This is a genomic window from Catenulispora subtropica (assembly GCF_039531675.1).
Lineage (GTDB): Bacteria > Actinomycetota > Actinomycetes > Streptomycetales > Catenulisporaceae > Catenulispora > Catenulispora subtropica.
Window position 1 is genome coordinate 55,839 of the sequence record NZ_BAAAQM010000030.1, and the last position, 21,471, is coordinate 77,309.

At 71.4% G+C, this 21,471-nt stretch carries 22 protein-coding genes; 11 read left to right on the top strand and 11 right to left on the bottom strand.

Translation table 11 applies throughout. The annotated features are described in order from the left end of the window. The first annotated feature begins 4 nt into the window (after positions 1–4). A complete protein-coding gene (locus tag ABD466_RS24835) occupies positions 5–487 on the top strand; it encodes a DUF5997 family protein (RefSeq protein WP_344659563.1) in 483 nt (160 codons plus the stop codon). A gap of 349 nt (positions 488–836) precedes the next feature. Further along, positions 837–1,964 carry a peptidoglycan recognition protein family protein gene (locus ABD466_RS24840; protein WP_344659564.1) on the top strand — a complete coding sequence of 376 codons (1,128 nt, stop codon included), beginning with the start codon at positions 837–839 and terminating at the stop codon, positions 1,962–1,964. Here the strand turns inward: ABD466_RS24840 and ABD466_RS24845 are convergent. Together ABD466_RS24845 and ABD466_RS24850 are read right to left on the bottom strand one after the other, a co-directional pair. Then, positions 1,942–3,114, bottom strand: coding sequence for an Rv2578c family radical SAM protein (locus tag ABD466_RS24845; RefSeq protein WP_425558728.1), 1,173 nt, complete (start codon positions 3,112–3,114; stop codon positions 1,942–1,944). The genes ABD466_RS24840 and ABD466_RS24845 overlap by 23 nt on opposite strands. Before the next feature lie 46 nt (positions 3,115–3,160). Further along, the gene (locus tag ABD466_RS24850) at positions 3,161–4,336 is read right to left on the bottom strand and encodes an aminotransferase class V-fold PLP-dependent enzyme (RefSeq protein ID WP_344659565.1); all 1,176 of its coding nucleotides are present in this window, start codon (positions 4,334–4,336) and stop codon (positions 3,161–3,163) included. Between the two features lie 283 nt (positions 4,337–4,619). Between ABD466_RS24850 and ABD466_RS24855 the strand changes: the two genes are divergently transcribed. Next, a complete protein-coding gene (locus ABD466_RS24855; protein ID WP_344659566.1) occupies positions 4,620–5,333 on the top strand; it encodes a class F sortase in 714 nt (237 codons plus the stop codon). 24 nt (positions 5,334–5,357) lie between these two features. Here the strand turns inward: ABD466_RS24855 and ABD466_RS24860 are convergent, their stop codons facing one another. Both ABD466_RS24860 and ABD466_RS24865 read right to left on the bottom strand, forming a co-directional pair. Then, entirely contained in the window at positions 5,358–5,777 is a 420-nt protein-coding gene (locus ABD466_RS24860; protein WP_344659567.1) for a GlcG/HbpS family heme-binding protein, read from the bottom strand. Positions 5,778–5,808: 31 nt separating this feature from the next. Beyond that, positions 5,809–6,624: a Pr6Pr family membrane protein gene (locus ABD466_RS24865; protein ID WP_344659568.1), complete on the bottom strand. Its 816-nt coding sequence runs from the start codon at positions 6,622–6,624 to the stop codon at positions 5,809–5,811. Between the two features lie 135 nt (positions 6,625–6,759). Here ABD466_RS24865 and def point away from each other — a divergent pair, with 135 nt between their 5' ends. Further along, a complete protein-coding gene (gene def / locus ABD466_RS24870) occupies positions 6,760–7,401 on the top strand; it encodes a peptide deformylase (RefSeq protein ID WP_344659569.1) in 642 nt (213 codons plus the stop codon). A gap of 62 nt (positions 7,402–7,463) precedes the next feature. On the opposite strand, the gene ABD466_RS24875 is transcribed toward def, so the two are convergent. Continuing rightward, positions 7,464–8,171, bottom strand: coding sequence for an SDR family NAD(P)-dependent oxidoreductase (locus ABD466_RS24875; protein WP_344659570.1), 708 nt, complete (start codon positions 8,169–8,171; stop codon positions 7,464–7,466). Positions 8,172–8,258: 87 nt separating this feature from the next. On the opposite strand from ABD466_RS24875, the gene ABD466_RS24880 reads away from it, so the two are divergent. The 3 genes from ABD466_RS24880 to yidC all read left to right on the top strand — a co-directional run bounded on the left by ABD466_RS24880 (position 8,259) and on the right by yidC (position 10,419). Then, positions 8,259–9,086, top strand: a complete 828-nt coding sequence (locus ABD466_RS24880) for a helix-turn-helix transcriptional regulator (RefSeq protein WP_344659571.1) — start codon at positions 8,259–8,261, stop codon at positions 9,084–9,086. Between the two features lie 221 nt (positions 9,087–9,307). Next, the gene (locus ABD466_RS24885; RefSeq protein WP_344659572.1) at positions 9,308–9,607 is read left to right on the top strand and encodes a DUF6412 domain-containing protein; all 300 of its coding nucleotides are present in this window, start codon (positions 9,308–9,310) and stop codon (positions 9,605–9,607) included. Positions 9,608–9,669: 62 nt separating this feature from the next. Beyond that, the gene (gene yidC / locus ABD466_RS24890) at positions 9,670–10,419 is read left to right on the top strand and encodes a membrane protein insertase YidC (RefSeq protein WP_344659573.1); all 750 of its coding nucleotides are present in this window, start codon (positions 9,670–9,672) and stop codon (positions 10,417–10,419) included. 24 nt (positions 10,420–10,443) lie between these two features. On the opposite strand, the gene ABD466_RS24895 is transcribed toward yidC, so the two are convergent. Next, entirely contained in the window at positions 10,444–10,617 is a 174-nt protein-coding gene (locus ABD466_RS24895; protein ID WP_344659574.1) for a hypothetical protein, read from the bottom strand. A 112-nt stretch (positions 10,618–10,729) separates the two neighbouring features. Between ABD466_RS24895 and ABD466_RS24900 the strand changes: the two genes are divergently transcribed. Then, positions 10,730–12,352 carry a serine/threonine-protein kinase gene (locus tag ABD466_RS24900; RefSeq protein ID WP_344659575.1) on the top strand — a complete coding sequence of 541 codons (1,623 nt, stop codon included), beginning with the start codon at positions 10,730–10,732 and terminating at the stop codon, positions 12,350–12,352. A 9-nt stretch (positions 12,353–12,361) separates the two neighbouring features. Here ABD466_RS24900 and ABD466_RS24905 read toward each other — a convergent pair whose 3' ends face one another. The 4 genes from ABD466_RS24905 to ABD466_RS24920 all read right to left on the bottom strand — a co-directional run bounded on the left by ABD466_RS24905 (position 12,362) and on the right by ABD466_RS24920 (position 15,705). After that, positions 12,362–13,321, bottom strand: a complete 960-nt coding sequence (locus ABD466_RS24905; protein ID WP_344659576.1) for a glycoside hydrolase family 130 protein — start codon at positions 13,319–13,321, stop codon at positions 12,362–12,364. Positions 13,322–13,400: 79 nt separating this feature from the next. After that, positions 13,401–14,213 carry a family 1 encapsulin nanocompartment shell protein gene (locus ABD466_RS24910; protein ID WP_344659577.1) on the bottom strand — a complete coding sequence of 271 codons (813 nt, stop codon included), beginning with the start codon at positions 14,211–14,213 and terminating at the stop codon, positions 13,401–13,403. Beyond that, positions 14,210–15,187, bottom strand: coding sequence for a Dyp-type peroxidase (locus ABD466_RS24915; RefSeq protein WP_344659578.1), 978 nt, complete (start codon positions 15,185–15,187; stop codon positions 14,210–14,212). The genes ABD466_RS24910 and ABD466_RS24915 overlap by 4 nt, the downstream gene beginning before the upstream one ends. 56 nt (positions 15,188–15,243) lie before the next feature. Then, positions 15,244–15,705 carry an Lrp/AsnC family transcriptional regulator gene (locus tag ABD466_RS24920; protein WP_344659579.1) on the bottom strand — a complete coding sequence of 154 codons (462 nt, stop codon included), beginning with the start codon at positions 15,703–15,705 and terminating at the stop codon, positions 15,244–15,246. A 97-nt stretch (positions 15,706–15,802) separates the two neighbouring features. Here ABD466_RS24920 and ABD466_RS24925 point away from each other — a divergent pair, with 97 nt between their 5' ends. Beyond that, positions 15,803–16,762 (top strand): SMP-30/gluconolactonase/LRE family protein, encoded by a 960-nt coding sequence (locus ABD466_RS24925; RefSeq protein WP_344659580.1) that lies wholly within the window; start codon positions 15,803–15,805, stop codon positions 16,760–16,762. Positions 16,763–16,793: 31 nt separating this feature from the next. Here the strand turns inward: ABD466_RS24925 and ABD466_RS24930 are convergent, their stop codons facing one another. After that, positions 16,794–17,516, bottom strand: coding sequence for a GntR family transcriptional regulator (locus tag ABD466_RS24930; RefSeq protein WP_344659581.1), 723 nt, complete (start codon positions 17,514–17,516; stop codon positions 16,794–16,796). Between the two features lie 116 nt (positions 17,517–17,632). Between ABD466_RS24930 and ABD466_RS24935 the strand changes: the two genes are divergently transcribed. Both ABD466_RS24935 and ABD466_RS24940 read left to right on the top strand, forming a co-directional pair. Then, on the top strand, positions 17,633–19,582 hold the full coding sequence (locus ABD466_RS24935) for a hypothetical protein (RefSeq protein ID WP_344659582.1): 1,950 nt from the start codon (positions 17,633–17,635) through the stop codon (positions 19,580–19,582). 234 nt (positions 19,583–19,816) lie between these two features. Next, positions 19,817–21,418: an ABC-F family ATP-binding cassette domain-containing protein gene (locus tag ABD466_RS24940; RefSeq protein WP_344659583.1), complete on the top strand. Its 1,602-nt coding sequence runs from the start codon at positions 19,817–19,819 to the stop codon at positions 21,416–21,418. The last annotated feature ends 53 nt before the right edge of the window (positions 21,419–21,471 follow it).

Here is a 21,471-nt window from a genome sequence, read left to right on the forward strand (position 1 = left end):
ACCTATGACGTCGCAGAAGTCCACCCAGTCGATGAAGCCCGCCACCGCGGCCAAGAAGCTGGGCGTGTATCTTGAAGCCACCCCCGAGGAGTTCCGTGAGGGGGAGGTCACCCGCGACGAGCTGAACGCCCTGCAGGCCGATCCGCCGGAGTGGCTGCGCGACCTGCGCCGGAACGGCCCCCATCCGCGCCCCGTGGTGGCGAACAAGCTCGGTGTCTCGATTGCCGGCCTGGCCCGCGGCGGCATCACCGAGGCTCTGACCACGGAGCAGATCGAGGCCCTGAAGGCGGACGAGCCGGAGTGGCTCCGCACCGAGCGCACCATCCAGGCCGAGGTCCGTCGCGAGGCGGTCCGGGTCAAGGAGAAGCACGCGAAGGAGAAGAAGGCCGAGGAGCGGAAGCAGGCCGAGGCGCAGGCCCAGGCGCATGCGGGGCCGACCCGGCGGCCGACGCCGACGCGGCGGACCTTCGGGGGCCGGGGGCGCTGAAGCCCCGCGCGGCTGTTCAGCTTGGCCGTGTCGGGTCGCGCCGACGCGTGGGCCGGCGGGGCCGGTGAAGGTCACCGGCTGCCCGGAGCCGATCGCCGAGCTGATCAAGCCGGAGAAGGACGCGCGCCGGCTTGATCGGCTCGGCGGCCCGCCTTCGGCGAGGACCTCTTCGGTGACTCAAAGCCCTGGCTTCGGCCGGGGCTTTTCAGCGTTCTGCTGACCGTTCCCCTCCGGGCTCTGGACAAGGCGATCCGCCGAGAGTAGAAAACAATCCACATCTATCCGCGATCCCTGACTAGGGATCATGTGGTTTCACGGCTCGTGTCCCCCGCTGCCCGAGAGGACCCCCATGGCCTACCCCGATCGCCCCGTCAGCCGGCGCACCGCGCTGCGCGCCGGTGTCGGCGTCACCGCCGCCGCCGGTTTCGGCCTGCTGCCCCAGTTCGCCGCGCCGGCCTCGGCCTCGGCCGACAGCGGCGGCGCCGATCTGTCCTTCATCATCGACTGTGCCTCGTGGGGCGCCCGGCAGCCGTCGGCGCCGGTGACGATGAAGCACGGGACCACTCGCAAGATCATCGTGCACCACACGGACTTCCCGAACGTCACGGACTACTCCCGGGCCCAGGCGATCCGTCTGGCGCAGGAGATCCAGAACCTGCACATGGACAAGAACGGCTGGATCGACACCGGCCAGCACTTCACCGTCAGCCGCGGCGGTTACGTCACGGAGGGCCGGCACCGCAGCCTGGAGGCGCTGGCCGCCGGTACCGAGCAGGTGCAGGGCGCGCACTGCGTCGGTGAGAACAACCAGGGCATCGGGATCGAGAACGAGGGGACCTACGTCACCGAGACGCCGCCGGCGGCGCTTTTCGAGTCGCTGACGAAGCTGTGCACGGTGATCTGCCGGCAGTACGGCATCGGGGCCCACAACATCTTCGGGCACTGGGACTACAACGACACCGACTGCCCGGGCGTCGCGTTCTACCGCCAGTTCCCGACACTGCGCCGGCACGTCGCCGACCGGCTGGGCCAGTCCACGTTCCCGGACCGCACCTGGCCGGACGTCTACGTCTCCAACGCCGGTCCGGTCGTGCGCGTGGTGCAGTGGCTGCTGGTGAACCAGGGCTACACCGTCCCGACCACTGGCGCGTTCACCGCGGACACGGTCGCGGCGGTCATGGACCTGCAGACCAAGCTCGGTGTGATCGTGGCCAGCGACGGCACGGTCACCGACCCCACCTGGGAGGCCCTCGGCGTCCCGATCCGCCAGGGCGACAGCGGCGACGCGGTGCAGGCGCTGCAGTCGATCCTCGTGCACAAGGGGTACGAGCTGACGCAGAGCGGCGACTTCGACCACGACACGCACAAGGCGGTGCAGGCCATGCAGCGGCTGCACGGCCTGCCGCCCAACGGGAAGGTCGACACCGACACCTGGTGCGCGACGGTGGGCGGGATCATCGCTCCGGAGCTGTCGTAGGGGGCAGCGGGAGTTCCACGTCATCCCACAGCGCGGGTTGGACTTCGGCCGCCCGCGCTGTGTTCTCGGTTCGAGTCATCCGGAAGCCACCCGTTTCCTGTGTGGAGGCTTCCTGTGTGGAGGCTTCCTGAGCCACGGGCCTCGGAGGGCGGACCAGTCCATACGCCTTGGCGTACTCGCGCACCGCCGCCGTGACACGATCCTGATACCACGACGGCGCATAGGAGCCCTCGCGATAGAGAGCCCGATAGCGGGGGACAAGGTGGGGATACGTCGCCTGGAGCCACTCGTAGTACCACTCGCGCGCGCCGGAGCGTAGGTGCAGCACGATCGGCGTCACGGACCGTGCGCCGGCCTGCGCGATCGCCTCCACGGTCGCCCGCAGCTGTTCGGGGGAGTCGGTGAGGAACGGCAGGATCGGCGCCATCAGCACCGAGCAGCCCAGTCCGGAGTCGGCCAGCGTCCGCACCGCGTCCAGCCGCCGCGCCGGGCTCGGCGTCCCCGCCTCGACGGTGCGCCACACGCTCTCGCCGAGCGAGCCGATCGACATCGCGAGCTGGACCGGCACGTCCTGCGCCGCCGCCTTCAGCAGCGGCAGGTCGCGGAGCATCAGCGTGCCCTTGGTCAGGATCGAGAACGGCGTCCCGCTCTCGGCCAGCGCCCCGATGATCCCCGGCATCAGCCGGTAGCGGCCCTCGGCCCGCTGGTAACAGTCCACGTTGGTGCCCATCGCCACCGGTTCCCGCCGCCATGACGGCCGCGCCAGCTCCCGGCGCAGCACCTCCGGGGTGTTCACCTTGACGACGATGCGGGTGTCGAAGTCCAGTCCGGCGTCGAAGTCCAGGTAGGTGTGGGTCTTGCGTGCGAAGCAGTACACGCAGCGGTGGCCGCAGCCGCGGTAGGGGTTGATCGTCCACCCGAACATCGGCGAGGCTCCCGGCACCTTGTTCAGCACCGACTTCGCGCGTACCTCGTAGAACGTCGCGTCCCGGAAGCCCGGTGTGTCGAAGGTGCGCACGACGACGTCGGAAGGCGCGAACAGGCCGGGCTGCACGGCGCCGGCGTCGCTGTCACCGTCGCGGTCCCCGCCTCTGTCCCCGCCTCTGTCACCGCCGCCGTCGCCGTCGATCAACTGTCCGGACCATCTCACCCGACCCACCATAGAACATACGTTCGAGAAGATCGAGTGCCCCTTGTCACCGGGCGAGCAGGGCCACCTCCGCCACCGCCTTGTCGAGCTGCTTCTCGGTCACGAAGTAGTGCGGCGACGCCCGCACGATCTGGGTGAGCCCGCGCCGGGACATGTCGAGGTACGTGGACGAGCGCGCGGATACGCTGACCGCGACGTCCTGTGCGGCCAGCCCCGCCTTGACCTCCTCGGCGGAGCGGTCGGCGACCGAGAAGGTGACCAGGCCGGACTTGCGGGCGCCGAGGTCGTGGAGGGTGACGCCGGGGATTTCGGACAGGCCGGCGCGCAGGTGGGCGGCGCGCGCGGTCACCGTCTCCTCGACCGCCTCCTGCCCGAGATCCAGCAGATAACGGGCGGCGGTGATCAGTCCGAGGCGGGAGGCGATGTCGCACTCCCAGAGTTCGTAGACCCGGGCGTCGGTGCGGAGCTCGTAGGTCTCGGTGCCGGTCCAGGTGGCGCCGTGCAGGTCGGCCGCCTTCGGCTTCAGGACGGCGGCGGCGCGGTCGCGCACTGCGAGGAAGCCGGTGCCGCGGGGGCCGCGGAGCCACTTGCGGCCGGTTCCGGTGAGGATGTCGACGTCCAGGGCCCCGGCGTCGACGGCCAGCTGCCCGACCGCCTGGCAGGCGTCGAGCAGGACCAGGGCGCCGGCCGCGTGGGCCGCGTCGCTGATGCGGCGGACGTCGGCGACCACGCCGCCGTTGGTGGGGACGTGCACCACCGAGACCAGTTTCACGCGCTCGTCGAGCATCGCGTCCAGGGCGTCGGCGGAGAAGGTGCCGTCGGCGTCGGAGGGCACCACCTCGACCGTGGCGCCGACCGCCTCGGCCCGCATCAGCAGGGGGATCGCGTTGCCCGCGTATTCGACCTCGCCGACCAGGACGCGGTCGCCCGCGGTCAGCGGCACCGCGTCGAACGCGGCGAACCAGGAGCGGGTGGCGCTGTCGGTGAAGGCGATCTGGTCGGGGCGGCAGCCGAGCAGTTCGGCGAACACGCCGTATCCGGCCTCGAGGTCGTCGGCGCGTTCGCCGGCCGCCTCGTAGCCGCCGATCGCCGCCTCGCGGCGCAGGTGGCCGACGACCTCGTCGAGGACCGGCGTCGGCGGCAGCGAGGAGCCGGCGCTGTTGAGGAACACGCGGTCGGCCGCACCCGGGGTGTCGGCCAGGGCCCTGGTCATGTCGATCATGTCATCGAGGCTAGTGACGGAAACGGCGGCGGGAAACACGTGTGTCTCACCCGTTCGGCGGCCGGATCGGTGGGGACGGCGACGGTCCGGAACCGGGTCTGTGGCCTGGGGCTTAGATGACGCCGCCGCGTGCGGTGCGGGGTGGGCCGTATGGGTGGGACCACTTCACTCCGCAGGTATGAGTTATCCGATAAACGGCAATCGTCAGCCTCGTGACACGCGGAGAGAACGCGGGGCGGCCTCCCGTTCTTCTGAGCAGAGCGCATGGAGGCCGCCGTGGAGGGTGAGTGCTGTGGAGGGTGAGGACAAGCAGCCGGGTCGCGGGATGTCGGCGCAGGGTGTGGTGAAGGCTTCGCTGGTGTCGCTGGGGTTGTGCGCCGGGATCGTGCTGATCGCCGACGGGCTGCACACGCCGAAGCCGCCGCCGCAGCCGACCGCCGCACAGGCGTTCCAGATGCCGGTGCCGGTACCCGCCCCGGTGGACGCCTCGCAGGACGCCCCGCTCGATCAGCCGATGCTCGCACCCGCCACGCCGACCCGGGTCCGGATCCCGGCGATCAACGTCAACGCCCCGTTGACCGGGCTGGGGTTGGAGGCCGGACGGCACCTGGCGGCGCCGCCGGAGGAGGACCGCAACCTGGCGGGCTGGTACAGCGGCGGCACGCCGCCCGGTGTGGTGGGGACCGCGGTGATCGCGGGGCACGTCGACACACGGCGGGGTCCGGCGGTGTTCTACAGCCTCGGGGCGCTCAAGCGGGGTGACGCGGTGGACGTCGATCGGGCCGACGGGCAGAGCGCGGTGTTCACGGTCGACGCGGTCGAGGCCTATGACGCCCGCGCCTTTCCCGACGACAAGGTCTACGGGGCGGCCAAGCGGGCCGAGCTGCGGCTGATCACGTGCGGGGCGGGGTTCGACAAGCACCACAAACGGTACTCGGGGAACGTCGTCGTGTACGCGCACCTGACGGGGGTGCAGGCGGCGCCGGCCGGGAAGTGACCGGCGCCCGGGTGTCGCAAGGGCTCAGGCGGCGACCACCGCGGTGTCGATCGCCGCGGCGCCGATCGCGTGGTCGTCCTCCGAGGCCGGGGCGCCGGACACGCCGAGCGCACCGATCACGGCGTCGCCGGAGCGGATGAGCACCCCGCCGCCGTAGGGGACGAACGACCGTGTCCCCGCGAGGGTCAGGCCGGTGCCGAACAACGGGGCGCCGGGCTGGATGGCCGCGGTGAGGTGGATGGTGTCGAGGCCGACGCTGACCGCGGTGTGCGCCTTGCCGACGGCGGTGTCGATCGTGATCAGCGGGGCTCCGTCCATGCGGCTGAAGGCGACGAGGTTGCCGCCGGTGTCGACGACCGCGAACGCGGCCTTGACGCCGGCCTCCTCGGCGCGGCGGCGGGCGGCGGCGATGACGGTGTCCGCGGTGGTGTGGCCGATGTTCATTGCTGTCTCCGGTTTCTCACTTGGTGATGAGTCAAGCTTCGGGGAGGGAGGCGAAGAGTGGAGAGACAGCGTTTGTGGTGGTGTCAGGACCACCACGTTGGGGCGGGCATCGGTGCGGTGGGTGCTGCGTCGGCATCGGCGGCGTTGGCGTTGGCGTTGGCGGCATCGGCATCGGCATCGATGTCGGCATTGGCATTGGCATCGGTGTCGGCATCGGCGGGGCCGCCGAGTGGGCCGTCGCGGCCTTCATCCTCCCGTAGCCGAGCAGCAGGTATCCGAGTACTGCGAAGCCGACGAGGAACCCGGCGATCGTCCCGAGGAAGTCGCCCCGGTCCGGGTCGAGGAACTCGTACAGGTACTCGTGCGGACCGAGCTTGCCGCCGGTGACGTAGAAGACCAGGTATCCGATCGGGAACGCCAGCCATGCCAGCGGAGTCCACCAGCGCAGCGTCGCCTGGTCGCGGCCCACGACCAGCCAGTCCACCGTGACCAGGACCGGTGTCACCAGGTGCGAGAGCAAGTCCTCGGTGCGGCTGTAGTCGCCGCTCATCATCGTCGCGAAGACGAAGCCGGTGACGATGATGTAGACGGTCACCGCGCCGCGGGCCCAGCCGACCACCGGCTCGTGCCGCCGTCCGCCGACGAACAGCGGGTAGAGGGCGAGGGCGGTGAAGCACACGCCCACGAGCAGGTTGCTCTGCTGCGTGAAGAACTTGATGGCCTCGTCATGCCGCAGATACAGGCCCAGGCCGACGAAGGCGCTCGTGGCCACGGCCAGGCGCCAGACGGTCACGAATACCAGGACCTCGGGCTTGACCTTCTGCGGGATGGGCGGCGGCATGGGCATCGGAGGCTGCTGCGGTGGGGCGTACGGATACACGGTCGCCGAGCCTAGGGGAGCTCTCCGGCGGCGCGGCATCCTTTTGGCTCTCGGCAGAAGAGTTTGGAAGGCTGGGTACGCCACCCTGGAGGGACGATCAAGATGCTCGTACGCGTACAAGGCCAGCCCGTCGCCACCTACCCGACGCTGCCGCCGGAGGCCCACCGCGGGTCGCCGCGCCGGATCACGGAAGTCGGCGAGGAGGTGCTCAGCCGTCCCTGCCGCGAGGTGACCGAGTTCGGCACCCCGGAACTGGCCACGCTGATCGACGACATGTTCCTGACGATGCACATCGCCGAAGGCGCCGGCCTGGCCGCCAACCAGGTCGGCGTCGACCTCCGGCTGTTCGTCTACGACTGCCTGGACGGTGAGGGCGGCCGCCATGTGGGCCACGTCGTGAACCCCACGCTGGAGGAACCCCGCCCGCAGGAGCGCCGCCTTCTCGACGAGATGGAGGGCTGCCTGTCCGTGCCCGGCGCCAGGATGATGGTCCCCCGCACCGACCGCGCGGTCGTCCACGGTTTCGACCAGGCCGGCCGCCCGCTCACCATCGAGGGCACCGGGTACTTCGCCCGCTGCCTGCAGCATGAGACCGACCACCTGCTGGGCGGGATCTATCTGGACCGCTTGTCCAAGCGGGACCGGAAGGAGGCGTTGCGTCAGATGGCGGAGGTGCGGGAGCGGGTGTTCGCGCGGCGGGCGTCGCGGGCGGCGGCCATGGAGCGTGGTGACTCAGGGTCCTGACAGCTTCTCATCGCGGGATCCCCTCACTCGGCGTCTGACGAGTGAGGGGCGTCATCAGCCCGCTACCACGGCACGGGCGTCCCATCCCACGAATGGAACTCCCCGCTCGGACCGTCGTCCGGCAGCATCGCCAACCGCAGCGCGCCGGTCGCGGCCTCGGCGGGATCGCCGTCCGCGGCGCGGGCGCCGGGGTTGAGGTCGGTGCGGCGCAGGCCCGGGGCGAGGGCGTTCACCAGGATGTCGTCCGCGGCCAGGGACTGGGCGTAGAACACTGTCAGGGCATTGAGGGCGGTCTTGGAGGTGCGGTAGCTGGCGTAGGCGCCGCTCTTCGGGTACTGCGGGCTGGTGGAGCTGCCGAGGGAGCCGGTGCCGCTGGAGATGTTCACGATGCGGGGATGCGCGGAGCGGCGCAGCAGCGGCAGGAACGCGTTCGTCACCGCGACCACCCCGAACACGTTCGTCTCGAAGACGCGGCGGAAGGTGTCGAGGTCCTCCTCCTGCGGCGGGCGTGGGCCGCCGGAGACGCCCGCGTTGTTGACCAGGATGTCCAGGGCCGCGACCCGCTCGACGGCCGCCGCGACGCTGGCGGCGTCGGTGACGTCCAGCTGGAGCAGGCGGGTGTCGCCGCCGATCTCCTCGACGGCGGCGCGGCCGCGCCGCGGGTCGCGGGAGCCCAGGTAGACGGTGTGCCCGGCAGCGGCCAACTGGCGGGCGATCTCCTTGCCGATGCCCTTGTTCGCACCGGTGACCAAAGCGGTTGACTTGTCCATGCGTCCACGGTCGCCCTGACCCCGGTGGGACAACCAGGGATAATCGATACCAGGCACTCTGACCTCGACATCGCGGAGGTGACCGTCATGGCCCGAGCCGAACTGGCGCGATTCCTGCGCGACCGGCGTGAAGCCCGGCAGCCGGACGAGGCCGGCGTTCCGGTGGCGGCGGCCGCCACCGGGACCGCGCGGCGCACCCCGGGGCTGCGTCGCGAGGAGGTCGCTGAGCTGGCCTCGATGTCGGTCGACTACTACGTCCGCCTGGAGCAGGCACGCGGCCCGAAGCCGTCGCCGCGCATCCTTGAGGCGCTGGCCGGTGCGCTCAACCTGGATCCGGCCGAGCGCGCGCACCTGTTCCGGCTCGCGGACGTGGTACCGCGGGCGCCGGCCGGAGTGCCCCGGCGCGTCCGGCCCCATGTCCGTCACCTGCTGGACCGGATGCCGGACACCGCGGCCGTCGTGACCGCCGCCGACTACACCGTCCTGGCCTTCAACCCGCTGGCCGACGCGCTGCTCGGCGGCCTCCGTAGCCGCCCCAACCTGGCCCGCCGACGCTTTCTGGACCGCGACGAAGTCCTGACGGCCGGACACGAGGAGTTCGGCGAGATCGCTGTGGGACGGCTCCGGGCCTCCGCGGACCGCTACCCCGGCGACGGGGAACTGGCCGCGCTGCTGGCTGAGCTGCGCGCCGGCAGTGAGGAGTTCGCCGCGGTCTGGGCCGCAAACCCGGTGCGCGCTGCCGGATACCGGACCAAGACGCTGGTCCACGAAGAGCTCGGCCCGTTGCGGGTGGGCTGCTCGGTGCTCGCTGTGCCGGACGATGACCAGCAGGTGGTGTTCATGACTCCGGAGCCGGACACCGCCAGCGGACGGGCGTTCCGCCACCTGGCCGGACGGGTCGCGCACGCGGCCTGAATCCGCTGGAAGTCAAACGCGTGGCGTCCACGGTCAGCGGTTCGGCAGGACGTTCGTCGGCGGCGCCAGGGGCCCCGGAGCAGATGGTTACCGGCCGCGCGCCGCGAGCGTGTGCCGCAAGGAGCGCTCGCCGGGCCGGAGCGCGCGGCCGCCCTCAGCGGCGCCTATGCCTCGGGACAAGTCACGCGACATAGCGCGAGCGCCGGTTGTACCCTGACGCCATGACGCTACGAGCCTCCAATGCGGCGGGTATCTTCGCCGCGTTCGCGATGCTCGTCGCGGTGTTCGCCGGGCAGCAGAGCGCTGTGCTGGTCGCGTCGGCTTCGGCGGTGGCGCTGCTGAGCGCCGCACTGTGGTTCTGCGTCGTCTCGGTGCTGATCGCCGGGACCGCACAGGCGGCCCACGCCGACGCCGCTGCCCGTTCTTCCCTGCGTGACACGGCGTTCCTGCCGCTGCGCGATCCCGACGCCGCCGGCAGACCCCGGCCTCGAGCACCTGGGGCGTACCCCGCGACCGTCTGACCGGCTGATTCCGGTGAGCGGTCCATCTCGGTCCGTCCGTCAGATGCTCCGAAGGGTTCGCCATGTCTTTCCTCACCCCTGCCATCCTCGCCGCCTATCACGTGGTCACCGCTTTGTCCGCGATGCTCGTCCCGGTGCTCGGCGGCGCCGGGCCGGCGGCGGCGATCATCGCTTTCACCGCCGCCGTCCGGCTGTGCCTGCACCCGCTCAACCGGGCGCAGATGCGGGCCCAGCTGGCGTCGCAGCAGGCGCGCGCCGCGCTGGCACCGGCCGTGGCCAAGATCCAGCGCAAGCACGGGAACGACCCGCTGCGCGTCCAGCGGGAGACGCTTGAGCTCTACCGGGCCAACGGTGTGAAGCCGGCTGCCGGCATGCTGCACGGCCTGCTTCAGATCCCGGTGTTCATCGTGGTCTACCGGCTCTTCGTGTCGCCGACCGTCGGCGGTCATCACAATGCGCTGCTTGACGACCGGCTGTTCGGCGTGGGTCTGGGCTCACACCTGTCCGCCGCGTTCCGGGGCGCTGTGCAGCCCGGGCACCTCGTCGTCTTCGGCGTGCTGCTCGTCGTCCTCGCCGGGCTCGCGACGTGGTCCTCGCGGCGCATGCGGCAGACCGTGGCGGCCGACGCCACGGTGCCCGCGACCGGGGTGGCCGGGCTGATGCGGTTCCTGCCCTACGGCAGCGTCCTGGCCGCCATGGTCCTTCCGCTGGCCAGCGGTCTGTATGTCGCGACCACGACGTTGTGGACGCTGGTCGAACGACGCGGCATGACGGCGCCGGTCCAGGACCGGGTCGCGGCCGTCCGGTCCTGAGCGATCCGGAAACGCCGGCCGTCGTCAGAACGCGTCGCGTCTGCGACTGCGCGGATCGTCCCCGGCGGCGTGCGGCGCGTAGAGCCCGCCTCGCGCCGTCCGCCGCCAGGGCCGGGCCAGCCGCACCGCGGTGTCGATGTCGGAAGCGGCGTCGTGCGGGTCGACGTCGGCCACGGCCAGCCCGCGCCGGCCGGGCACCGGGGCCGTCCGGCCCGGCGGTCCGCGCGATCGCCTCGGCCTGCGTCGTGAACTCGGTCCAGTTCTTCGTCCCTGCTACTGTTCCCCGCAGCATGATCGGGATCGGGGGCGGATGACAGTGGATCAGGGTCCGGACTGGCAGGTGCCGGGATACGAGCACGTCGAAGAGCTCGGGCGGGGCGGCTTCGGGCGCGTCGTCCTCGCCAGGCGGCTCGCCGACGGGGCGCCCGTGGCGGTGAAGTACCTGGCGGCCAGGCTCGTTCGCGACGAGCGGTTCCGTGAGGAGTTCCGCCAAGAGGCGCGGATGCTCATCGATTTGCAGTCCCCTTACACGGTCCGGCTCTACGACTACCTGGAGTCGGGGCAGGCGCCCGGTGCCGCGATCGTCATGGAGTACGTGCCCGGGACGTCGCTGCGCCGGCTGCTGCAGAACGTCGACGGCGCGGCGATGCCGCCGGAGGCCGCGCTCGGCATCCTGAAGGGATCGCTGCTCGGTCTCGGCGCCGCGCATCAGGTCGGCGTCGTCCACCGCGACTACAAGCCGGAGAACGTGCTGGTGCGCCCGGAGGGTGCTTCGGTGCTGGCCGACTTCGGGATCGCGGCGCGCGCCGGGGACCGGTCGGCGGAGATCGTGGGGACGCCGCCGTACATGGCCCCTGAGCAGTTCACGGGCGCGCCGCCGTCGACGTCGGCCGATGTGTACGCCGCCACCGCGGTGTTCTTCGAATGCGTGACGGGCACGCGACCGGTGGACCTGGCCTCCTCGGGCCTGGACAGCTGGGCCGACGCCCACCGCGCGACCCGGATCCCGGTGGAACTCGCCCCGGAGCCGGTCCGCGACCTGATCATCCGCGGCCTGGCGAAGGATCCCGCCACCCGCCCCGCGGAGGCCCGTGCCTTCGCCGAGGAACTCGAACGCGCCGCGGTGGCCGGCTACGGCCCGGGCTGGGAAGCCCGCGGCTGGCAGGTGCTGGCCGGCGCGCTCGCAGGGATGGCCGCCGCCGGGGTGCTGCTGTCGCTGGTGCCGGGACTGGCCGGGCCGGTGCTGCCGGTTCCGGGGCCGGTGCCGCCTCCGACGATGGGTCCGGCGCCGATGGGTCCGGCGCCGGGTGCGGTGCCCTCCCCGACACCCGGACCGGTTCCGAACCCCGGCTTCCCCAGCGCGCCGCAGAGCCCTTATCCCAGGCCCGGCCACCTTCTGCGCCACGCCTCCGCCAAACTCGGCGCCGCCAAGACCGCGGCCGTCGCCACGGCGGCGGTCACAGCGACCGCCGGCATCACCACCGCTGTGGTGTTCGCGACGTCCACCAAGCCGGCGGCGCATCCTCCCGTCCCGGCGAAGAGCGCGAGCCTCGTCTCCTCGGGCAGGACATCTGCCACGCCGTCGCCGACACCGACCCCCACGGCCCTCGCCCTCGGCGTCCTTCCCGGCGACTGGGTCGCCCACTTCGGCGGCATCACCATCGCCTCCGACGGCACCTTCACCGTCAAGATCCGCAATCAAAAGGGTGGATTCAACGACATGTTCACAGCCGAAGGCCACCTCACCTCCGCCACCGGGACCGCCGCCGACGGCGTTGTCACCAAGTCCGATTTCCCCGCAGGCGACAACCTCTCCCTGGGCCCGGTCCACATCACCTTCGCCAAGGACACCGATACCGTCGACTTCACCCAAGGCAAGACCGACATCACCTTCTGCGGCCACTCGGCCCCAGCCGGTTACTGCGGGGCGTGACTCCTCGGCTCAGCCGTACTGCATCAGGTAGTCCACGACCTCGTTCAGCGAGGCCGTCGCCACCGCGATCACCGAGTCCCCGCCGCCGTAGTACAGCCGCAGCGACCCGGTCTCCTCGTCGTGCAGCATCCCGGTCGGGAAGACCACGTTCGGCACGTCGCCGCGCGTCTCGTACTCCGCCGCCGGTCCCATGACCCAGCCGGGGGTCCGCCGGATCACACGCGCGGGTTCGTCGAGGTCGAACATGACCAGCCCGACCCGGTAGATCGGTCCGGCCGGCATCTGCTTCACGCCGTGGTACACCCCGAGCCAGCCGTGCTCGGTCTCCAGCGGCGCCGGGCCGATGCCGACGCGGACCGCGTCCCACCACGGCCCCTGCCGGCCGGCCAGCACCGGCTCGGGGGCCGTCCAGTGGCGCAGGTCGCGGGAGCGGGACAGCCACACCGCCGGACGCGAGCTGTCGCGGCTGGAGATCGGCCGGTGGTAGAGCACGAACTCGCCGTTCACCCGGCGTGGCAGCAGGGCCGCGTCCTTGTCCTCCGGCGGCATCACCGCGCCCAGCTTGGCCACCGACAGGAAGTCCTCGGTGGTGGCCAGGGCGACACAGGGGCCTGACGGCCCGTACGCCGTGTAGGCGATCACATAGCAGCCGAGCTCCGCCACCCACGTGACCCGGCCGTCCTCGACGCCCCACATGCTCGTCGCGTCGCCCGGATCCTCGGCCAGCAGCGGCTTGGGGTCGACGCGCCAGCCGTGCACGCCGTCCGGTGAGCGCGCCACCGTCAGGTGCGACATGCCGCGCCGGTCCTCCACCCGGCACAGCAGCACGGTCTCCCCGTCCTGGACGGCGGCTCCGGGGTTGAACACGGTGTTGACTCGGTAGGGCCAGTCGTCGGAGGTCAGGATGGGGTTCGCGGGATTCCGGTGGAACAGGTCCCGGAAAGCCCCGTCGGCGGTCAGCGGTGCCATGATCACCTCGCAGGGGTGGTTCGGCGTCAGTCGGCGAGTCCGGCGCGGGGCAGTGCCCCACGTGCCTGATAGTAGGCCGTCAGCTCGACGTCCCAGCAGGGCGGAAGGACACCGCCGCCTCGGCCGTCGCGGCCAGGAACGTCAGCGATTCCTGAAGGTACAGGTCGACCGTGTCAGCGTCATGCGACAGGTAGCCGATCGACAGGTCCTGGCCGAGGTGCAGTGTGTAGTCGCCGCCGCGGGTCGATACCAGCAGCGCGCCTTCCAGGGCCGGCGCCCACAGGATCTCGCCTTCCAGCAGATTCGCGAGATGGGTGGAGACCGGGTAGCCGTGGTCGACGCTCTCGCGGACAGCGGTGAAGGCCTCGGCGCTCAGCAGCAGCGCGTAGGGGCCTTCGACGCCGGCCAGCCGCAGGGAGGTCAGCGCCCGGCTGACGACGTCCGGGTACTTCCGGGGGTCGTCCGGGAGTTCCAGCTGCGGGTTGGAGGCCAGGGTCCGGACGCCCACGACGCCGGTGGGCGCGTTGCCCTCGAACACGATGCGGTCCTCGGCCAGTGCGATCTTCGTCGCGGCGTCCTTGACGGGCTGCCAGTCGGCGTCGGCGGCGCCGCGCTCGACGTCGTCGATCTGGTCGCGGCGGAGGGTGAACGGCACCCGCAGTTCGATGTACGGCCGCGTCTCCCGGGCCCGGGCCTGGACGCCGTCGCCGGGGTCGGGCAGCTGCCGGGTGTGGCCGGTGCCGACCGCGGCGGCCTCGAGCCCGGCGGGGTCGGCGACGTCCACGACCCGGCGGCCGGCTATCGATCCGGTGAAGGTGCGGCGGGCCTCCTCCTCGATCTGGCGCCACGCGGCGTCGGAGACCGGGGCCAGAGAACGGTGCAGGTTGTTCACGCAGTGCTCCTCTTCAGGCCGCCGATGCCCAGGGAGCCGTCGGCGGCGGTGATCGTTTCGCGGGAGTCCGCGGCGTCCAGAAAGGAAGCCGGCGGCACGTAGAACAGGCCGCCGGTGACGGCCGTGGAGTAGTCGAGGATGCGGTCCGTGTTCCCGGGCGGCGATCCGAGGAACATGTTGCGCAGCATCTGCTCGGTCACCGCCGGGTCGGAGGCGTACCCGATGAAGTAAGTCCCGGACTCGCCGTCCGCCAGCCTACCGAAGGGCATGTTCATCCGCAGGATCTGCCGCTGGGTGCCGTCCGGGCCGGCGACCTGGTTCAGGGCGACGTGCGAGTCCGGGGCCTGCTCGGCGTCGGAGAGCTCGACGTCGTCCAGCTTGGTGCGGCCTATGACGCGCTCCTGCTGCTCCGTGGACAGCCGGTTCCACGCGGCCATGTCGTGCAGGTACTTCTGCACGATGACGTAGCTGCCGCCGTCCTCGTCCAGGGCGGCCGCGACGGCCTGCTCGCCGCTGGGGTTCTCGGTGCCGTCGACGAAGCCGAGCAGGTCCCGCCGGTCGAAGTAGCCGAAGCCGTGGACCTCGTCGACGATCCGGACGGCGCCCTCCAGCCGGCCCGTGATCAGCCGGGCCAGCTCCCAGCAGGGACCGAAGTCGGTCGCCCGGAGGTGGAGCAGCAGATCGCCCGGCGTGGCCGGCGCGTGGTGGCGCGGCCCGCGCAGGGGGACGAACGGGTGCAGATGCGGCGGCCGGGCGCGGCCTGAGCCGCCGAACAGCCGGTCCCAGGCCGCGGCGCCGATCCCGGTCACCGCCATCAGATCCGGCCCCGGCACCCGGAAGCTCACCGAGCGCACCAGGCCGGACAGATCGGCCAGCAGCCCCCGTACGGTGTCCTCTCCGCCGTCCTCGACGGTCAGGGTGAGGAAGACCGCTGCGGTGGTCAGTTCGCCGGTGATCGGCTGGGGAGTGTTCACGGGGCTATTCAACGCTGAAAGCCGGTGATCTACTTCCGTCGGATGACTCAAATTCGCTACAGAGGTGGATCCCCGTCCACAAGCAGGGGTGACACCTGCCGCTCGAAGAACGTCTCCAGCACCACAGTGGCCTGCGTCCCGCTCACCCCGGCGACGCCGTAGATCCGCCGCAGCACGTCCTGCAACTGCTCGGTGGTCGCGGTACGCACCTTCACCAGCAGCGATGCGCTGCCCGCGATGACGTGCGCCTCCAGCACCTCCGGGATCGCCGCGAACGCCTCGCTGGACTCGCCCATCCACGACGTCGAGTCGACGGTCACGAACGCCAGCACGCCGCCGCCCACCGCGGCCGGGTCCACTTCAGCCGCCGTGCGCCGGATCACACCGCGCTCGCGCAGCTTCTTGACCCGCTCGTGCGCCGCCCCGGCGGACAGGCCCACGGCCTGGCCGAGCACGGCGTAGGACTGCGTGGCGTCCCGCTGGAGCTGCGCCAGCAGGAGCCGGTCGACGTGGTCCATATCTCTCCTTCGGAAATCTCTGACTTTGACCATACCCCATTCGGAGCTCTAGGCTCCAGGCAAGACAGCATTCGGTACACTCGGTAGGGGAGATGCCATGACCGGCGAGCGCCGCGCACTGTACGAAGCCTTCGACGACCGTTTCAGGACCGGCCGCTGCATGAACGGCGACGCCGACCTGGAAGTCCTGTACACCGGCTGCCGCTGGGCCGAAGGACCGCTCTACGTCCCCGCCTGGCGCCAGCTGATCTGGAGCGACATCCCCAACGACCGGATGCTGCGCTGGGACGAGGAGACCGGCGCGGTCTCGGTGTTCCGCCGCGCCGCCGGCCACACCAACGGCAACACCCTCGACCGCGAAGGCCGGCTGATCACCTGCGAGCAGGGCAACCGCCGGGTCACCCGCACCGAGCACGACGGCACCGTGACCGTCCTCGCCGACCGCTGGCGCGGCCGGCGCCTGAACAGCCCGAACGACGCCGCGGTGAAGTCCGACGGCTCGATCTGGTTCTCCGACCCGGACTTCGGCATCGCCAGCGACTACGAGGGCTACCGGGCCGCGAGCGAGATCGGCGCCAACAACGTCTACCGCATCGACCCCGACACCGGCGAGGTCGACCTGGCCGCCGAGGGCTTCGGCGCGCCCAACGGCCTGGTGTTCTCGCTCGACGAGCGGCAGCTGTTCGTCTCCGACACCCGCGGCGGGTGTATACGCGTCTTCGACGTCCGCGCCGACGGCACCCTGTCCGCCGGCGAGGTCTTCGCCGAGGCCTCCGCACGGCCCGCCGCCCGCTTCGACAACCTCCGCTTCGACGACGGCGGCCGGTTGTGGGCCGCCGCCATGGCCGACGGCGTCCACTGCTATGACCCCGACGGGACTCTGATCGGCCGCCTGGACATCCCCGAAGCGGTCTCCAACATCAGCTGGGGCGGCGCCAAGCGCAACCGCTTGTTCATCGCCGCCGAGACCAGCCTGTACTCGGTCGTCATGGCCGTCAGCGGTACCCATCCCACCGGTCCGGGCGCGCGGCCATGGCTCGGACCGCACCACGCATGACCCCCGGCCGCCTACGACCCCGGATACGGCCTCACCCCGAGCTGAAGACGAGATCGGAGTCGATCCGGTACCGGTCGCCCCGATACACCGCGCGCGTGTACTCGATGACGCGATCCCGCATGTCCTTCGTCGTGACGTCGAACAGCAGCGCCGGGCTGTGCGCCGGCACCTCCAGGAACTCCGACTCCCGCTCGTCGGTCACCGTGGCCTCGATCGACTGCGCGGCGCGCGCCATCGTGATGCCGTAGCGGGAGTGCAGCAGCTGGTAGAACGAGCCGCTCTGGAAGTCGTCGCCGGTGATGCCGGGTACGTACTTGTCCGGGACGTGGATGCGTTCCACGGCCAGCGGCGCGCCGTTGACGATCCGCAGCCGCTCCACCTTCACCAGCGGCTCGCTGGGGGAGACGCCCAGCGCCCGGGCCAGCCGCGCTCCGGCGCTGCCGCGCTCGAAGACCAGCGTCCGGCTCTCCCACAGGCCCTCCGAAAGCGGGACGCGGAACGAGTTGCCGACCGCTGCGGTGGGGGCCAGCGGTTGGGCGACCTTCGACGGCCCGGTGAAGGTGCCGCGGCCCGCGCGGCGGATCAGCACGCCCTCGTCGACGAGTTCGTCCACCGCCGCCCGCAGCGTCGGCCGGGATATTCCGAGGGCTTCGCAGAGCTCGTGTTCGGAGGGCAGGGCCTCGCCGGCGCCGTGGTCGGCGACCATCGCCACGATCGCCTCACGGGCTCGGGTGCGCTTGACGGCCGATCGCATTGACAAAGGGTAAGGCCGACGTCGGCCGGCGCGCCAGGGGAAGCCTTCTTAACTTTATCAAATGTCAGCTGAACCAGAGTCTTGACTTGACCTTTTGTCAGCTTGACACTGGGCGCGTGAGAATCCTCCACGCCGCCACGGCGGCGGCCGTCCTCGCGGCCGCCGCCGGTATCGCGACCGCTGCGGCCGCCGCGACGACCACCGCCACACCGCCCCCGGTGTCCATCACGCCGGCCGGCACCGCCGACGGCTACCAGTTCCTCGACCAGATGATGGACAAGTACGCCACCGGCAGCACCACGCGCCTGGTGCAGAGCTACATCGCCGACTCCGCGATGGGCGCGTTCACCGACTCGGTGACCTACGACGACGCCCTGGTCGTCGACGCCCTCCTGGCCCGCGGCACCGCCGACGACATAGCCCGGGCCAGGGTGATCGGCAACGCCCTGCTGTACGTGCAGGCCAACGACGCCAAGCACGACGGCCGCGTCCGCGCCGCCTACGCCCCGACGCCGCTGACCGCGCCGAGCAAGGTCAGCGCCACCGACGACACCAGCGACGTCGGCAACATGGCGTGGGTCGGCCAGGCCCTGGTGCAGCTCTACGCGCGCACCGGCGACGCGGCGTACCTCACCGGCGCCACCAGCGTCGCCACCTGGATCCAGACGAACACCTACGAGACCAACGGTCCCGGCGGCTACTCCGGCGGCTCCGACTCCAGCGGCAAGCTCACGTGGAAGTCGACCGAGCACAACCTCGACGTCTACTCGCTGTTCACGATGCTGGCCACGCAGACCGGCGACAGCGCATGGACCACCCGAGCCGCGCACGCCAAATCCTTCGTCGACGCGATGTGGGACGCCACCGGCAAGAAGTACTGGGTCGGGACCGACCCGGACGGCACCACCCTCAACAAGGGCTTCCTGCCCGAGGACGTCAACACCTGGACCTACCTGGCGTTCAAGGACCCGACCCACGCGGTGTCGATCGACTGGGACGTCGCCAACCTCGCCGTCACCGACGGATCGTTCACCGGCGTCAGCTTCGGGGCCTGCGACAAGACCAAGGTCTGGTTCGAGGGAACGGCGCACCTCGCCGACGCCCTGGCCGTCCGCAACGGCGGCGGCGACGCGGCCAAGGCGCAGAGCTACCTGAACTCCATCCAGCTCGCGCAGACCACGGCGCCGCACAACAACGGCCTCGGCATCGTCGCCGCGTCCCGCGACAAGCTCTCGGACTGCGACTCCGACTACTACTACGCCGCCCTGCACACCGGCGCCACGTCCTGGTACCTGCTGGCCGGCACCGCGGCGAACCCCTTCTACCTGTTGCCGAACCCCACGTCCGGCGACGACTTCTCGCTGACGGCCGGCCCCGCCTCCGCCACGGTCGGCGCGGGCTCGGCGGCGAGCGCCACCATCAGCACCGCACTCACCGCCGGTTCCGCTGAAACCGTGACCCTGAGCGCCTCCGGCCTGCCGAACGGCGTCACCGCGACGTTCAGCCCGGCCTCGGTCACCGCCGGCGGCTCCGCCTCCCTGAGCATCGCCACCGGCAGCAGCACCCCGCCCGGGACCTACCCGATCGCGATCACCGGCACCGCTCCCTCAGCCACCCACAGCACCACCTTCACGCTCACCGTCACCGGCACGACCACCACCCCGACGCTCTACGAGGCCGAGTCCTCCGCCAACATCCGCAGCGGCACCGCCAACGTCATCGCCTGCAGCGCCTGCTCCGGCGGCGACCGCGTCGGGCACATCGGCAAGCAGTCCACCGGGGTCGGCACCCTGACGTTCACCGGGATCACCGCGAACGGCGGCGCGGGCGCCTACCAGATCGTCGTCGCGTTCACCGACGGCTCCGCGAGCCGCAACGCCCAGATCAGCGTGAACGGCGGCAGCCCGCAGACGGTGACGTTCGGCACCACCGGCTCGTTCAGCACCCCCGGCGACCAGACCGTCACCCTGACCCTGGCCGCCGGGACCAACACCATCTCCTTCACCGACTCCAGCGCCTCGGCTCCGGACATCGACGCGATCACGGTGCCAGCGACGCACAACTGACCACGCCATGTGAAACAGGATGCTGCGGCGGCCGGGTGCGATCTCCGGCCGCCGCAACACTGATGGAACGTCAGAGGCGGACGGCCCGGGCCCGGCCCCGGCGCGCCAGAAAACCAGATGCGCGGCGAAACCCCACGTTGTTACGGTGAGCCGCATGTCGACCCCCCGGATGTCTTAGAGCCACGGCCGCTTCCACGCCACCCGTGTGCCCTTTCACCTCCGGAGTCCCCTCTCATGATCACCGCCAAGGGTGTCGACGTCCGCGTCGGCGCGCGCCTTCTGCTGCACGACATCTCCCTCACCATCGCCCCCGGCGACCGCGTCGGCCTGGTCGGCCGCAACGGAGCCGGCAAGACCACCTTCACCCGCGTCCTCGCCGGTGACGGCGCACCGGCCGACGGCACCGTGACCCGTACCGGGTCCGTCGGCTACCTGCCGCAGGATCCACGAGCCGCCGATCCCCACCTGACGGTCATGGAACGGATCCTGTCCGGCCGCGGGCTGGACGCGGCGGTGCGCGCGCTGCGCGCCGGCGAGGCCGCGATGACGGAGGCCTCGTCGGCGGACGACCTGGAACGCGCCATGCGCCGCTACAGCCGGGCCGAAACCGAGTTCCAGGCCGCCGGCGGCTATCCGGCCGAGGCCGAGGCGGCGCGCGTCGCCGTCGGCATGGGCCTGCCGCAGCACACCCTGCACCAGCGGCTCGGAACGCTGTCCGGCGGCCAGCGGCGGCGGGCCGAGTTGGCGCGCATCCTGTTCGCCGGCCCTGACACGCTGCTGCTGGACGAGCCGACCAACCACCTCGACGCCGACTCCGTCGCGTGGCTGCGTTCCTTCCTGCTCGGCTATTCCGGGGCGCTGGTGCTGATCAGCCACGACGTCGGGCTCGTGACCGACGTCGTGAACCGGGTGTTCCACCTGGATCCGCAGCGCGCGACGATCGACGTGCACAACACCGGCTGGGTCGAGTACCTGAGGCAGAACGACGCCGACGAGCGGCGGCGGCGCCGCGAGCGGGCGAACGCCGAGCACAAGGCGGCGGCGCTGCACGCGCAGGCCGAGAAGATGAAGGCGCGCTCGGCGACCGCGGTCACGGCGCGGAGCATGGCGCGGCGTGCCGACCGGATGCTGGCCGGGCTGGAACCGGTGCGGCACGCCGACAAACGCGCCCGCTTCCGGCTGCCCGAGCCGCAGCCGTGCGGCCGGATCCCCCTCGGCGCCGTCTCCCTGGGCAAGTCCTACGGCCCGCGGCGCGTGCTGTCCGGCGTCGACCTCGCGGTGGAGCGCGGCAGCCGGATGGTCGTGCTCGGTCTCAACGGCGCGGGCAAGACGACCCTGTTGAAGCTGCTCGCCGGCGTCGAGCCCCCGGACTCCGGCCGCGTCGTCCCCGGCCACGGTCTGCGTCTGGGCTACTTCGCGCAGGAGCACGAGACTCTCGACGGCACCCGCACGGTGGGGGAGAACCTGCTGGCGGCCGCGCCGCAGCTGACCGACGGCGAGGCCCGCTCCCTGCTGGGCTCGTTCCTGTTCAGCGGCGACGACGTCGACAAGCCGGCCGCAGTGCTCTCGGGCGGCGAGAAGACGCGCCTGGCCCTGGCCGCGCTGGTCAGCTCGGGCGCCAACGTGCTGCTGCTGGACGAGCCGACCAACAACCTCGACCCGGCCTCCCGCGGCGAGGTCCTGGCGGCGCTGAGCGCGTACCCGGGCGCCGTGGTGATGGTCAGCCACGACGAGGAGGCGGTCGAGGTGCTGCGGCCCCGGCGCGTGCTGGTGCTGCCCGAGGCCTTCGAGGACTACTGGAACCCCGGATACGTGGACTTGGTCACGCTGGCATAGGGGATCTCAGGAGGAATCCTCGCTCTCCGCCGCGGCCAGCGCCCGCAACGCCC

What these genes read in the sequence shown, in the direction of transcription:
- ABD466_RS24840 (WP_344659564.1), top strand. Translation starts at nt 837, where the DNA reads ATGGCCTACCCCGATCGCCCCGTCAGCCGGCGCACCGCGCTGCGCGCC.
- ABD466_RS24850 (WP_344659565.1), bottom strand. Translation starts at nt 4,336, where the DNA reads ATGATCGACATGACCAGGGCCCTGGCCGACACCCCGGGTGCGGCCGAC.
- ABD466_RS24930 (WP_344659581.1), bottom strand. Translation starts at nt 17,516, where the DNA reads ATGCGATCGGCCGTCAAGCGCACCCGAGCCCGTGAGGCGATCGTGGCG.
- ABD466_RS24900 (WP_344659575.1), top strand. Translation starts at nt 10,730, where the DNA reads ATGACAGTGGATCAGGGTCCGGACTGGCAGGTGCCGGGATACGAGCAC.
- ABD466_RS24875 (WP_344659570.1), bottom strand. Translation starts at nt 8,171, where the DNA reads ATGGACAAGTCAACCGCTTTGGTCACCGGTGCGAACAAGGGCATCGGC.
- ABD466_RS24860 (WP_344659567.1), bottom strand. Translation starts at nt 5,777, where the DNA reads ATGAACATCGGCCACACCACCGCGGACACCGTCATCGCCGCCGCCCGC.
- ABD466_RS24920 (WP_344659579.1), bottom strand. Translation starts at nt 15,705, where the DNA reads ATGGACCACGTCGACCGGCTCCTGCTGGCGCAGCTCCAGCGGGACGCC.
- ABD466_RS24940 (WP_344659583.1), top strand. Translation starts at nt 19,817, where the DNA reads ATGATCACCGCCAAGGGTGTCGACGTCCGCGTCGGCGCGCGCCTTCTG.
- ABD466_RS24835 (WP_344659563.1), top strand. Translation starts at nt 5, where the DNA reads ATGACGTCGCAGAAGTCCACCCAGTCGATGAAGCCCGCCACCGCGGCC.
- ABD466_RS24865 (WP_344659568.1), bottom strand. Translation starts at nt 6,624, where the DNA reads ATGCCCATGCCGCCGCCCATCCCGCAGAAGGTCAAGCCCGAGGTCCTG.
- yidC (WP_344659573.1), top strand. Translation starts at nt 9,670, where the DNA reads ATGTCTTTCCTCACCCCTGCCATCCTCGCCGCCTATCACGTGGTCACC.
- ABD466_RS24905 (WP_344659576.1), bottom strand. Translation starts at nt 13,321, where the DNA reads ATGGCACCGCTGACCGCCGACGGGGCTTTCCGGGACCTGTTCCACCGG.
- ABD466_RS24880 (WP_344659571.1), top strand. Translation starts at nt 8,259, where the DNA reads ATGGCCCGAGCCGAACTGGCGCGATTCCTGCGCGACCGGCGTGAAGCC.
- ABD466_RS24925 (WP_344659580.1), top strand. Translation starts at nt 15,803, where the DNA reads ATGACCGGCGAGCGCCGCGCACTGTACGAAGCCTTCGACGACCGTTTC.
- ABD466_RS24885 (WP_344659572.1), top strand. Translation starts at nt 9,308, where the DNA reads ATGACGCTACGAGCCTCCAATGCGGCGGGTATCTTCGCCGCGTTCGCG.
- def (WP_344659569.1), top strand. Translation starts at nt 6,760, where the DNA reads ATGCTCGTACGCGTACAAGGCCAGCCCGTCGCCACCTACCCGACGCTG.